This window comes from Rossellomorea aquimaris (genome assembly GCF_020172085.1).
GTDB lineage: Bacteria > Bacillota > Bacilli > Bacillales > Bacillaceae_B > Rossellomorea > Rossellomorea aquimaris_E.
Map to the genome: position 1 here is coordinate 335,439 of NZ_JAIVAT010000007.1, position 13,594 is coordinate 349,032.

Consider the following 13,594-nt stretch of genomic DNA (forward strand, 5'->3'; position numbering starts at 1 on the left):
TAACAAAATTACTTCACTCTAAAGACGAACATTCAATATGAGTTTTTTAGGATCATTTGATACACCGCTGTTGATTTCCGTACAAGACTTCGCTTTCCTCGGGCGTTCGGATGAGCCTCCTCGTCGCTGTCGCTCCTGCGGGGTCTCATCTCTCCGCTTTTCCCGCAGGAGTCTTCGTCTTGCACTCCAATCAACAGCTAGAAAGTGCTAAATACATGAATTATCCATGAACGCAAAATTAAAAAAACGAACGATAGATTTATATTAAATCTATCGTTCGTTTTTTTCTTTAGTAGAAACCCTTTTGTCCCATCCTCTTTTCTCTTTCATTGCTTTTTACACCACATTCTGCTCAGAACCCTTTTTGCCGGGAGTAAACCAACCCAACAAGGCGATGCCTACAAGTACTCCGTAGAAAATGAATGTCCACAGGGTACTATGTGGAAAATCATGATTAAGCACCCCGATATCTTCATGTGCAAGGGTGATGACCGCAAGTTTCACCCCGACCCAGGCGACGATGGCATAAGCCGTCGTTTCCAGTGCCGGTCGTTTTTCCAACAGCTGAACAAACCAGGTTGCCGCGTACTTAATCAGGATCAATCCGGCAATCCCGCCAAGAACCACCACGATGAATTGTCCACCGTCCATGCCTCCGAAGTCCCCGAGTGGAGAATCGGGAAGACCGAGGGCAAGGGCGACAGCTGCGAGGATCGAATCGATGGCAAATGCCAGGTCCGCCAAGGCAATTTTCCCGACTGTCGGCCAAAATCCTTTACCGGCTGCATTCTCTTCCGTTTCTTCCTGATTCTTCTCATTATCCTTCCCGAACTTTGCTGTGATGACATGTTTGAGACCCAAATAAAGCAGGTACGCTGCGCCGATCGCCTGGATCTGCCAAACATTTGCGATGAAGGAAATCGCGAACAGGGCGACAAACCGGAAAGCAAATGCCAGGAAGATCCCGTATTTAATGGCTCTTTTCTTTTCATCATCAGGCAAATGCTTCGCAATGACCGCGAGAACAAGGGCATTATCTGCTGATAATAATCCTTCGAGACCGATAAGGATTAATAATGTCCATCCGTATTCCAACCAAATTGATTCCAAGCGTATCGCTCCCATCTACAATGTAAGCCAAGGATTTCATGAAAAAGTTCTTATTATTTTATCTTACCACTTATTTTCCATCTAATACGATTCAAAAAGGGCTTTTAACAACTGCGACTTTCATGGTATAGTAAATTTACTAAATATGACAGGGGTGATGGGTGGACGATGAAGAACTAATCTTATTTTCGAGACGTTTGAAATTCCATATTTCAAATCAACCTAAATAGGATTAGTCTGCCCATTTTTATATGCGTTTTTTGCTATTGATACTTGATAGCTTTCTTTGTGTACGTTGCCGGCTAATCCTTCCAGAATCATTGGGAGGATTTTTTTGTTCTCCCTTTTTCAAAGAGAGGGGAAGATGTTATGAGAGAGATCATGAAATTATTGAATATAAGCTATGAAGGGATGGACGGGAAGATATTGGATGAGGTGAATGGAAGCGTCCAGGAAAGGGACGTCATCGGAATCATCGGCGTGAACGGAGCAGGAAAGTCGACGCTTCTCCAATTGATTGCAGGTGATAGAATTCCTACAGAGGGCCAGATCCAGTGGTTACATCATGATGTGAGTATGACCATGGTGGAGCAGGAAACCGAAACCTATTCCATAGAAGGAATGATTCCTTCACAAGTCAAGCTGCTGGAGAAATGGCAGGTACCGAAGCAGGAATTCCAACAGTTAAGCGGGGGAGAAAAACTGAAGGCGAGACTCGCTAAAGGGTTTTCTGAGAAAGCAGACCTGCTCCTACTGGATGAGCCGACCAATCATCTTGATCAAGAAAGTATGGAGCTTCTGACGAGACAGATCAAAGAGTATAAAGGTACGATCCTGCTCGTGTCGCATGACCGTTATTTTCTGGATGAAGCCGTGACGAAGATCTGGTCCATCGAAGGAAAGAAAATTATTGAGCATAAAGGCCATTATTCCAGCTACATGGAGGCCCGCAAGCAGAAAAGGCTGACTCAACAACGGGAGTATGAAAAACAACAGAAAATGGTGGAGCGGATTGAGAACCAGATGAAAGAGCTCACCTCCTGGTCTGAAAAAGCCCACGCCCAGTCAACGAAACAGGAAGGATATAAAGAACATTACCGCGTCAAAGCTAAACGCATGGACACCCAGGTCAAATCCAAGCAAAAACGCTTGGAAAAGGAACTTGATAGAGCCAACGTGACAGCGGTTGAAGAGGAGCATACCGTACGATTCTCCATCCGATCCCCCCACAAAACCGGGAAACGCTTCCTCGAAGTAAAGAACCTGAAAAAATCGTTCGAGGGACGGACCTTATTCGAAAACGCCCATTTTACCATCCAACATGGAGAAAAGGTTGCGATCACCGGACCGAATGGAAGCGGAAAGACGACGCTCTTGAAGATACTCATGGGAATGGAAGTCGCCGGGGGGGAGGTATGGATGTCGCCTTCAGCCAATATCGGATATCTGACACAGGAAGTATTCGATCTACCCCTTGATCAGACACCGGGGGAGATGTTCCATAAAGAAACCTTTACTGAAAGAGGAAAAGTACAGACACTAATGAAGCATCTTGGATTCCAGAACTCCCATTGGCATTCGCCGATCCGGAATTTGAGCATGGGGGAGAGGGTGAAGATGAAGCTAATGAAATATATCCTCGAGGAAAAAGACGTGTTGATCCTGGATGAACCGACGAACCACCTTGATCTTGCTTCCCGGGAACAGCTGGAGGAAACTCTGTCCGAGTACAATGGGACCTTGATCGTTGTGTCCCATGACCGTTATTTTCTTGAAAAAACGACGGAAATCAAGCTTGTCATTGAGAACGGAGCCATAGCGAAACAGCTGGATGAACTCCCAGCTGAACGGGATGACAAGGAAGAAAGGCGCATGAAACTTGAGACCGACAGACAGGAAGTGCTGGGTCGCTTGAGTTTCATGCTTCCGGGGGATGATGAGTATGCAGATCTCGACAAGAAGTTTATCGATTTAACAAAACAGATCAATGAATTGAAGTAACAAAAGGGACGTTCCGATTCGAAATCGGAACGTCCCTCTTTTTATGACCTACACCAAAAAAGTCCAGACAATACCAAAAGAGTACTAGTGAAAGCGATTACAAACATTCTGAATTCTCCATATAATTAACCTTGAGCTTGATAACAAAGGGGGAGTATGAAGTGAAGAAGTTTTCATTGTTAATGGTTCTCATTCTATTTGTGGGTATGCTTGCGGCCTGTGGCAGCAGCAGTACAGGTGGTAAGAAAGGTGTCAGTGTGGGGATCGTCTTACCTACTAAGGACGAGCCTAGATGGGTTCAGGATGAAAAGCGCTTTAAAGATGCGTTGAAGGATTCCGAGTATACAACGGAAATCCTGTTCAGCCAAGGTTCTTCTGCCAAGGAAAAAGAAAATGTAGAAACATTGATCAACAAAGGGATCGACGTGCTGATCATCACTCCACAGGATGGGGATGCAGCAGCTGCTGCTGTGGAGTCAGCGAAGAAGGAAGGTATTACGGTCATTTCGTATGATCGTCTGATTACGAATACAGATGCAGTTGATTATTATGTAACATTTGATAGCGTGGCCGTTGGGGAAGCACAGGGGCAATACTTGATCGATCACGCTGAAGGGAAGGATGTACCACTTTATCTGTATGCCGGTGCAGCTTCTGATAATAATGCGTTCTTGTTCTTTGAAGGAGCTTGGAATGTGCTTCAACCGAAAATCGCGGATGGCACTTTCAAGATCGCCAATTCAAGTGAAGCGGAATCACTTAAAGACAAAGCTGAGTTAAGCCGTGACGAGATGAGTAAAATCCTAGGACAGGTGACAACGAACTGGGATCCAAACGAAGCAAAGAACAAATCACAAACACATCTGACAGCTGCAGGTGCAGATATGAAGGGTGATGTGGCCGTTCTTGCTCCGAATGATGGTACAGCTCGTTCCATCGCCGATGTATTTGCTTCAGACAAGGCCGTAACAAGCTTCGTTGTGACAGGTCAAGATGCGGAGAAAGCGTCTGTTCAATATGTGATCGATGGCAAGCAGTCCATGACGGTCTTCAAGGATGTTCGTACGCTCGTAACGGATGCAATGGGTATTGCCGTTGATGTACTGGATGGAAAAACACCTGAAACAACAGGTTCTTATGACAATGGTAAGAAAGATGTAGAAGCGAAGCAAACAGAAGTCATCGTGGTTGATGGAGACAACGTGAAAGCGGAGCTGATCGACTCAGGATATTACGAAGCGAAAGAATTCACAGGATTAAAAGAATAACAGTAAGCGGAATGGTGGCCGGGATGTCCGCCGCCATTCCGTATTGTCATTGCTTTTGTTAAAGGGGGTTAACTGTAATGAACAAGTATTTGTTAGAAATGAATGATATCTCCAAGGAATTTACCGGTGTGAAAGCACTGAGTGATGTGAATTTCAAGGTGGAAGATGGAGAGATTCATTGTTTGATAGGTGAGAACGGGGCTGGGAAGTCCACGTTAATGAAGGTGCTGAGCGGTGTTTATCCTTATGGGACGTACACTGGTGACATCGTGTTCGATGGTACCGTTCAGCAATTTAACAAAATCAGTGACAGTGTCAACGCAGGGATTGCCATCATCTATCAGGAGCTGGCTCTCTTTCCGGATCTAACAGTATATGAAAATATTTTTGCAGGAAACGAAGTGAAGGTAGGCGGATTCATCGATTGGAATCGTACCATTGTGGAAGCACAGAAGCTCCTGAAGAAAGTGAAGCTCGATGTGAATCCGGACACGCTCGTGAGGGACCTCAGCGTAGGAAAACGGCAGCTGGTCGAGATTGCGAAAGCGTTGAGTAAAGACGTGAAATTATTGATTCTGGATGAACCGACTGCGGCACTGAATGAAGACGACAGTGAAAATCTCCTGGAGCTGTTAAAAGATCTGAAAAAACAGGGCATCACCTGTATCATGATTTCCCACAAGCTGAAGGAAGTCATTCACATCGCTGACAAAGCGACCGTACTCCGGGATGGAAAGACCATTTGCACCCTGGATGCATCAAAAGGGGAAGTATCAGAAGGAATCATTATCAAAAACATGGTGGGCCGGGCCATTGAAGATATCTATCCGAAACGACCAAATAAATCCCACGGCGAAACCATTTTGGAACTTCAAAACTGGTCTGCTTATGATCCTCAGCTTGGCAGAGAGGTGGTCAAGGACGTAAATCTTCAAGTGAAGAGAGGAGAAATTGTCGGAATTGCCGGGCTTATGGGTTCAGGAAGAACAGAGCTTGCACTGAGTATTTTCGGTAATGCGAAATCCTATAAGCTTGAAGGCAATCTTGTTTGGGATAACAGCCTTACCACGCTGAAGCATACGAAGGATGCCATCAAAGCGGGAATCGCGTATGTCACGGAGGACCGAAAAGATGACGGGCTATTCCTACTTCAAGATATTAAAAGCAATATTTCAGCTGCCAACTTAGGCGGGATCTCTACCAAAGGAATCATCAATGACAATGAGGAGATCAAAGTGGCGGAACGCTATCATTCGTCTCTTCATATTAAGGCATCTTCCCTTGAACAGCTCGTCGGGAATTTGAGCGGGGGAAATCAGCAGAAGGTATCCATCGGGAAATGGCTCTTTGTCGGACCGAAGCTTCTCATCCTTGACGAGCCGACACGTGGAATCGATGTCGGGGCGAAGTTTGAAATCTATACGGTGATGAACGAGCTGATCGAACAGGGATTGAGCATCATCATGATCTCCTCCGAGCTCGGGGAGGTACTCGGGATGAGTGACCGTGTGTACGTCATGGCCCAGGGGGAGATCAAAGGGGAACTGCCGGTGGAAGACGCCAACCAGGAAAAAATAATGGAGCTTGCAACGCAATAAGGGGGTAAAGACATATGAATATCTTTCAAGAAGCTAGAATGCTGATTCGCGACAACATCCGTGACTACGGCATGTATATTGCACTATTCGTTATCATACTGACATTTACGTTTATGACAGACGGTTTATTCATCACGTCAAGAAACATTAGTAATCTATTGGATTCTGCAGGCTATATCGCCGTGCTTGCTGTCGGGATGACCCTTGTCATCGTCATCAGGCATATTGATCTGTCTGTTGGATATGCGGCGGGATTCCTCGGTGCCATTGCAGCGATCCTGCTGACACAGGCCGGTCTTTCAACATGGCTGACGATTCCGATCATTCTCGTCATCGGAGCGATTGTCGGGTTGTTCAACGGTCTGCTCGTGGCTCAGATCGGGATTCCATCTTTCGTGGCGACCTTAGCCGGAATGCTGATTTTCCGCGGGGCGCTTTTGCAGGTGACGGAAAAGACGGGGACCATCATCATTCAGGACGATCATTTCAATGCCATCGGAAATGGGTTCATCCCTTCCATTATGGAAGTGAACGGACTTCATCTTCTATCCCTGCTCGTAGGGTTAGTTGGAATCATCCTTTATATTTACAGTGAATTCTCAACGAGACGAAACAAAATCAAATACGATTTCGAAGTCATCTCTGCACCGATTTTTGCATTGAAGCTCGTCTTCGTTTCAGCCATCATCGGCTATGTGACATGGATCCTTGCGGGATACCACGGCTTCTCATGGACGGTCATCATCATCCTGATCGTCGTTATCGTGTACCACTTCCTGACATCCAGGACGGTTCTCGGCCGCCATATATATGCGGTGGGAAGCAACCCGGAAGCGGCTCATCTGAGCGGGATCAACGTTAAGAAAATCACGTATATCGTCTTTGGTTCGATGGGGATGCTTGCTGCCCTATCCGGGATTTTATTCACTTCCCGTCTTCAATCGGCTACGACCACTGCCGGGACGTTATTCGAATTGGATGCCATCGCTGCTGCCTACGTAGGGGGAGTATCCTCTGCCGGTGGTGTCGGGAAAGTAACTGGTGCCATTATAGGAGCTATCGTCATGGCTTCATTGACAAGTGGAATGAATCTTCTTGGTGTAGGTATCTCCTATCAATACATGATTCGCGGAGGAGTGCTTGCAGGGGCCGTCATCTTTGATGTGATGACCCGTAAGAAAAGGTAATGAATCGGCTGGATCCCTTTGGGGGTCCGGCCTCGTTATTTTTTGAAAAAGTACGGATGTACAGGTGAATATCCAAAAAGTACTCGAACCTTACCTAGGATTCCTGTGCTATGATAAAAGTAATAGTTCTAACTGTTGGGAGGGGACGTGTCAGGTGCGGAAAATTCGGTTTGTCGGACTGTTAGTAGTCGTACTTTTGTTGTGTCATTTAACATTTTTATCAGCGAAAAAAGTGTTCGAAGCCGAGGCGCATCTCCCGCAGGGAATCGGTATGACAGGTGAGGATCGGCACAGGCTTGTGCTCATCACTCAGGACACTCAGACCCCGTTTTGGGACAAGGTAGCAAAGGGTGCAAAACGCCAGGCGGAAGAAGAGGGTGTGAGCCTTGAAGTTTGGGGAAGCTTCGGGAAAAATCAGGAAGAGTTCCTGAAAAACATCGAAATCGCCATTCAATCGAAGGTCGACGGCATCCTGATTCAGGGGACGGATACACCAGAGTTCAAGGAGCTCACCAAGGTGAAGGCCTCCTTCAATGGAATTCCGGTGATTACTGTCGCCAACGATGTGCCGATGGAGGATAGCCTCAGGCGGACATATGTGGGATCTGATCAGTATGAAGCAGGAAAGCTGGTTGCCGAGGAGCTTGTCCGCAAGATGGGGAATTCAGGCAGGATTGTCCTCATGGTGGACCGTGATCAGGAATATTATCAGAAAGAACGGGTAAGAGGCATCAGGGATGTCATGAAAGGATACTCCGGCATAGAGCTCGTGGAAGGGGAAACGGGAAGGGCCAGGGATCAAATCATAACGGCCACCCGGGACGTCATGAACCTCCATCCCGATATCGATGCATTCATCTCTGTCAATGCGAGCAATCTTGGGGCTATGATTGATGAAATAAGTAAGCGCTCTCAAGAAGAATCGTATTTCATTTATTCCTTTGATGATGGACCGGAATCATTGACGTTATTATCACAGGGACTGATCGATGGGGTGGTCGAGCAGGAACCGGAGAAAATGGGCAAATGGAGCGTACGCCTTATGGAAGAGTGGCTGAACGGGGAAACCGTCCCCCTGGATGAGAACGGGTATCTGACGGGACTCAAGATCTTGAAAGTGGAGAAGGACCAATGACAAACATCCAGAAAAAAATCCTGACACTCACGACGGTGGTGATGGTCATCATGTCCGCCATCTGGCTTGCGCTAACGTATTATAACTACCGCACACATGAGCAGTACAATGAGATTCTCAAGCGCTATCTGGATATGAACGAAGTATCAAGGGCAAGTCAGCAGGTCGTCACCGACTTAAATAACTATTTGGTCGATGCCAATGCCGAAACCCTGCAGCAGTTAGAGGAAAGCAAGGAAGGTGTCCAAAGAGCCAAGACCGGGATCTATTCCCTCAGAAACCGGGATAACGACTTTACACTGACCAACTACCTTAACTTGATTGACAGCCTGGTCGAAACGACGGACCGCTTCATCCTGTTCCAGAAAGAAAGGGATGCAGAAGCTTCTGCACAGGAGTTTGCCGAAGCCAACCGGATATCAAGTTATATCTCTGAGATGACACTCACGCTGATCGACAAAGAATTGACGACGTATAACGTGATGTACAGGGGCATTATGGAACAGTCGGCAGAAGTCATCAAGCTCGGAATCTGGGGGCTCCTGCTCATAACATGCCTTCTCCTGATTGCTTCATATTGGTTCTCACTCGGAATCACACGACCGGTCTTCCAGTTGACGAGAGCCGCCAATGAATTGTCCAAGGGGAATTTCAGCCGACAGGTAAAGGTAGAGGGAAGCGATGAGATCGCCTTTTTGGCTAAAACGTTCGACCGGATGCGGATCAATATCAATAATCTTATCTCAGAAATCAAGCAAAAAGCAGCATTGGAACGGGAACTACAGGAAAGTAAACTTCTTTTGCATGAAAGCCAGTTCAGAAGCCTTCAGAGTCAAATCAACCCGCACTTTTTATTTAATACATTAAATACTCTTTCAAAGAAAGCGTACCTGGAAGGGTCGGAGGAAACGAGCGACCTACTCGTCAGCGTGGCGGGTATCCTACGATATAATCTGAAGCGGCAAAATCGTTCCGTTACGTTAAGGGAAGAAATCCAGGTTCTTGAGCAATATATGCACATTCAGAAAGCACGTTTTACAGACCGCCTGCAGCTGTATATGGAGGTCGATGAAACCTGTCTGGACGCGAGGATCCCTGCACTGACCCTGCAGCCGATCGTTGAAAATGCCGTGATACATGCGGTGGAACCGAAAGAGGACGGGGGGACGATCTGGTTCCGTGTCCGTGAAGAGAATGATTTTATCTTGATTGAGATAGAGGATGATGGCGTGGGGATGTCACCGGATAAAATCCGCCAGGTGCTCCATGAAGAAATGCTTCCCGAAGGACATTCAACCGGGATCGGATTTAGTAACGTTGTAAAGCGCCTTCAATTATATTATGGATTTGAGGATGTCCTCCGGATTGAAAGTGTCGAAGGAGAAGGGACCACTATTATGCTGAGAATTACAAGGGAAGGAGCAGGTACCTATGATCAAGCTTCTTATAGTCGATGATGAACAGTTGGAAAGGGAAGGGATGCAGGCGATCTTAGAGAAGCATTTCCCTCATGTCGGCATCCAGCAGGCGAAGAATGGGAATATGGCCGTAGAATTGGCGAAAGAGTATTCCCCTGATCTGATTTTAATGGATATTAAAATGCCGGGGATGAATGGACTCGAAGCCATGGAAACTATCAAAGCAGAACGGCCGGAGATCAAATTTATCATGGTGACAGCCTATGATACCTTCACCTACATGAAAACAGCCATCAAGCTCGGTGCTAAAGACTATGTGTTAAAGCCGAGCAAAGCGTCTGAGATCGTCCACACGATTGGAAAAGTGCTCGAGGAAATTGAACAAGAACGTGAGCAGTTAGTGGAAAGCCGGCAGGATAAGGAAAAATGGCAAAAGGCACAGATGCTGGTCGAAACGGATGTGGTGACCCAGTTATTATTTGATCACGTCCACGATGTTCATGTCGATATGCTCATGGAAATGATGGAAGTACCTTCTTCGGAGGAAATGTTCGTGATGGTCCTCTTCCTTCCTGAAGGGGTGGAAAACCAGTATTCCGACATCAGGAAAAAGGTTCTGAAGTGTGGATGGACCGGGGCTTTGTATGGCAGACAGCTCCCCATGATCGTATTCAGGAAGCCCGGCATCACATACAGGTCCCAGGCAACCACCTTGGCGAGGGAGCTGCTCTCGCTCTCTAAGGGCAGCGAATGGTTCATCGGAATCGGGAAAACGTACCATTCCCTGGACCAGGTCCGTCACTCTTATCAGGAAGCCATGCTTGCGACTGTCGATACAGGGGTGTGGCAGAAATACCGGTTCTTTGAAGACATACCATTGGAGCCGGAGAAGCGGAAGCGGGCCATGATGGACCAGAAGGAGTTAATGGAGAAGATCAGGCTCGGCAAGTGGGATCAGGTGCTCTCACAGTTCCATACTGCCTTTTCTTTATTGGAGAAAGAACGAACACCTCTCGTCTACACCCAGCAGCGTACCCTTGAGGTACTGTGGATGATTTCAATGACCTTGAGTGAATGCGGCGTCGAAACGGACACGCCGCTTTTCCCGATACAGCCGATGGATTACCGTCAGCTGCGGGAAGAAACCGAACGACTCATTAACGGGATGAAGGATTCCTATGTAGAGCGCTTCAACCGCATGGAGAGCGATACGTTCCAGCAGATCAAACAATTCATTCAAGATCATTCCCATGAAGACATTTCATTGGATACCCTCGCACAAAAAGTGAACTTGAGTCCCATTTACATCAGTAAGATGTTCAAGGAGAAACAGGGGATGAACTACATCGATTTCCTGACAGAGTGCCGGATGGAGAAGGCGAAGGCACTGATGGGCGACATAGAGAAAAGCATTAAGGAAATCACATTCGAAGTGGGATATCATGACCCGAATTATTTCAGCAAGGTCTTTAAAAAGGTCACCCGATATTCTCCGAAAGAATACCGAAAGAGTTTGCTCGGCCAACATGCATAAAGGGGAAGAGACGCCATGGTCCATTGGAAGAAAAGGTTAAATATAGGATGGATATTGATTATTGTCCTGATTCTTGCTGCGGCCTGCGAGGAGAAGAATCCCGTCGAACAGGTACATCAGGAAAAGGAGGAAGCCCCTCCTGAGGTCGTGAAAATCGGATTCTCAATGGATACACTTGAAGAGGAAAGATGGGTGCGGGATCGTGACCTGTTTAAAAAGGCCGTGGAAGACCTTGGTGCGGAAGTGGACATCATGGAAGCGAGGGGAAACGATGCCCTTCAGGTGCTTCAGGCAGAAACCTTGATCAACCAGGGGATCGATGTACTGGTGATCGTTCCGTATAACGCAGAAGCCGCAGCGGCCATCGTACAAAAAGCCCATCGCGCAGGCATCAAAGTGGTTTCATATGACAGGCTCGTAAAGAATGCCGACATTGACCTGTACGTTTCCTTCGATAACGAAAGGGTAGGAGAACTTCAGGCCAAGGCTATCAAAGAACGTGTACCGGAGGGCAAGTATGTATATATCGGTGGGGCTGATACCGACTACAATGCCCACCTTATGAAGAAAGGCGTCTTCAGCGTCCTGAACTCTTCAATAGATAACGGTGAAATTCAGGTTGTATATGATCAGTGGACGGATAATTGGCTCCCAGAGAACGCTTATATCAATATGAAAGAAGCCCTGAAAGCCAATCACAATCATATCGACGCCGTCATTGCAGCCAATGACGCAACCGCAGGCATGGCATTAAAAGCATTGGAAGAAGTCGGTCTCGAAGGGAAGATCCCGATTGCGGGCCAGGACGCAGAGCTTGCCGCTGCTCAAAGGATCGTTCAAGGCACCCAAACCATGACCGTCTACAAACCGATCAACACCCTTGCACGGGAAGCGGCATCACTCGCCATCGCACTCGCCAAAAACGAGTACATCGATACAGATAAAAAAATCAATAACGGTAAAATCGAAGTTCCTTCCGTCCTGCTGGAACCGATCGCAGTGAATCGGGACAACCTGGATCGTACGATTATCGCGGATGGTTTTCATACGCGGGAGGATGTGTATAAGTAAGTCTAGTAAAATTCGTTTTGATGAGAAAGCCGGAGAAGGGGCTTTCTTTTTTTATTACTATTTTCATATTTTAAGGTGAGGTATCGAACCTCAATCAAGAGTCAAGGAAAGGAGCGGAGGCAATTTCCTTGCAGGGATGTGATGGAAAAGACGGTTGCATCGGTCTCATTTAAGTCTCGAAATATAAGATAAATGCGATGAAAAATTGAAAAGAGGTATCCTGAAATGAATAATTTTCCAATGAATTGGAAGGGTTTTTCCATAAGGGGACCGAAAGAAGTAGGATAGGATGATAAAATTCAAAGGAGGAATTTCCTTGAGTGCAAAAAAAGAAATACAGACGATTAATTGGACGATGTTGGGGGTGCTGGCATTGGCCGGTCTTGTTTCTGCCGGCAGGGCACTTGGCGGCTTAAAGAATATGACTCTAGAAGAAGAAACTCAGGGACAAACAAGTTATGAGATTCAATGGGAACAGCCCGAGATCATGTTTGCAGTGGTATTGGGGGGGATCACCCTTTTGCTTCTTTTCTTTTGGAAAAGACTTTTTCCTTATAATGTTCCCTGTGCCATGGTGGTAGGAGGTGCCTGGTATGCCTTCCTATTTCAAGTGACGACCGTCGGATGGGCACGGTTGATAGGTTTTATGGGATTTTTTATTGCGGTTGCGGTGGGATTAGTCATGATGATGATCTATGCGTTTGGTGCAAGGAAGTGGGGATTGAGAAATCGTGGATAAGGAGGGTTACTCTTTGCGGGAGAAACCTTATAGTGGAATATAATGTTAAAATAGTAGCTATTGAGGTGCTCTGACCTTTTTAAGTGTCGTTTCAAGCGATAAGCGCGTGGCGTACATAGAGGCAGGAATAGGGGCGGATCGAAAAAGAAAAGCAGTCGAAGAGGGGCAGCGCGTATCGTTTCTGTTCCCATACAGTCAGCAGGTCGATCAGCTTGATGCGAAGGCCTTTGATGAAAGTGGGCAGGAGCTTTATTATTATGGGTATCCGAAAGAGGCTGTGAATATTTTTGATGATAAAGATTTGAAGTGGCATGAGTAGTTTTTAAAGGCATTTTGATTGAATATTTTGTGGGTGAGTTATTCTTAGTGTTTGTTATGGGGTGCCAGGATGAAAAGAGAGCTAGAGATAGTATATTAGGGGAGTATTAGGGTTAGAGAATGACATCTGTTGAAGGGGATTGCGTCATTTTTAACATTGATTGCGTCATTTTCGCTGTAATTGCGTCATTTCTAAATTTATTGCGTCGTTTTGG

The 13,594-nt window shown here is 46.5% G+C and carries 11 protein-coding genes; 10 read left to right on the forward strand and 1 reads right to left on the reverse strand.

Features of this window, described 5'->3' with window-relative positions; genetic code table 11:
* Positions 1–336 precede the first annotated feature (336 nt).
* Entirely contained in the window at positions 337–1,110 is a 774-nt protein-coding gene (locus LCL96_RS14210; protein ID WP_224942105.1) for a TerC family protein, read from the reverse strand.
* Positions 1,111–1,479: 369 nt separating this feature from the next.
* On the opposite strand from LCL96_RS14210, the gene abc-f reads away from it, so the two are divergent.
* From abc-f to LCL96_RS14260, 10 genes are all read left to right on the forward strand, one after another.
* Positions 1,480–3,111: a ribosomal protection-like ABC-F family protein gene (abc-f, locus tag LCL96_RS14215; protein WP_224942106.1), complete on the forward strand. Its 1,632-nt coding sequence runs from the start codon at positions 1,480–1,482 to the stop codon at positions 3,109–3,111.
* Between the two features lie 182 nt (positions 3,112–3,293).
* A complete protein-coding gene (locus LCL96_RS14220; RefSeq protein ID WP_224943459.1) occupies positions 3,294–4,379 on the forward strand; it encodes a sugar ABC transporter substrate-binding protein in 1,086 nt (361 codons plus the stop codon).
* A gap of 77 nt (positions 4,380–4,456) precedes the next feature.
* Positions 4,457–5,977: a sugar ABC transporter ATP-binding protein gene (locus LCL96_RS14225; protein WP_224942107.1), complete on the forward strand. Its 1,521-nt coding sequence runs from the start codon at positions 4,457–4,459 to the stop codon at positions 5,975–5,977.
* 14 nt (positions 5,978–5,991) lie between these two features.
* Positions 5,992–7,164, forward strand: coding sequence for a sugar ABC transporter permease (locus tag LCL96_RS14230; protein ID WP_224942108.1), 1,173 nt, complete (start codon positions 5,992–5,994; stop codon positions 7,162–7,164).
* Between the two features lie 154 nt (positions 7,165–7,318).
* Entirely contained in the window at positions 7,319–8,299 is a 981-nt protein-coding gene (locus tag LCL96_RS14235; RefSeq protein WP_224942109.1) for a sugar ABC transporter substrate-binding protein, read from the forward strand.
* A complete protein-coding gene (locus LCL96_RS14240) occupies positions 8,296–9,756 on the forward strand; it encodes a sensor histidine kinase (protein WP_224942110.1) in 1,461 nt (486 codons plus the stop codon). Before LCL96_RS14235 ends, LCL96_RS14240 begins: the two co-directional genes overlap by 4 nt.
* Entirely contained in the window at positions 9,731–11,251 is a 1,521-nt protein-coding gene (locus tag LCL96_RS14245; RefSeq protein ID WP_224942111.1) for a response regulator, read from the forward strand. The genes LCL96_RS14240 and LCL96_RS14245 overlap by 26 nt, the downstream gene beginning before the upstream one ends.
* Positions 11,252–11,266: 15 nt before the next feature.
* Entirely contained in the window at positions 11,267–12,322 is a 1,056-nt protein-coding gene (xylF, locus tag LCL96_RS14250) for a D-xylose ABC transporter substrate-binding protein (RefSeq protein ID WP_224942112.1), read from the forward strand.
* Between the two features lie 316 nt (positions 12,323–12,638).
* Positions 12,639–13,061 carry a hypothetical protein gene (locus LCL96_RS14255; protein ID WP_224942113.1) on the forward strand — a complete coding sequence of 141 codons (423 nt, stop codon included), beginning with the start codon at positions 12,639–12,641 and terminating at the stop codon, positions 13,059–13,061.
* 106 nt (positions 13,062–13,167) lie between these two features.
* Positions 13,168–13,380, forward strand: coding sequence for a hypothetical protein (locus tag LCL96_RS14260; RefSeq protein WP_224942114.1), 213 nt, complete (start codon positions 13,168–13,170; stop codon positions 13,378–13,380).
* Positions 13,381–13,594: the final 214 nt, after the last annotated feature.

Coding starts and splice junctions, on each gene's coding strand:
- abc-f (WP_224942106.1), top strand. CDS start 1,480: ATGAGAGAGATCATGAAATTATTGAATATAAGCTATGAAGGGATGGAC.
- LCL96_RS14220 (WP_224943459.1), top strand. CDS start 3,294: ATGGTTCTCATTCTATTTGTGGGTATGCTTGCGGCCTGTGGCAGCAGC.
- LCL96_RS14225 (WP_224942107.1), top strand. CDS start 4,457: ATGAACAAGTATTTGTTAGAAATGAATGATATCTCCAAGGAATTTACC.
- LCL96_RS14230 (WP_224942108.1), top strand. CDS start 5,992: ATGAATATCTTTCAAGAAGCTAGAATGCTGATTCGCGACAACATCCGT.
- LCL96_RS14240 (WP_224942110.1), top strand. CDS start 8,296: ATGACAAACATCCAGAAAAAAATCCTGACACTCACGACGGTGGTGATG.
- LCL96_RS14245 (WP_224942111.1), top strand. CDS start 9,731: ATGATCAAGCTTCTTATAGTCGATGATGAACAGTTGGAAAGGGAAGGG.
- xylF (WP_224942112.1), top strand. CDS start 11,267: ATGGTCCATTGGAAGAAAAGGTTAAATATAGGATGGATATTGATTATT.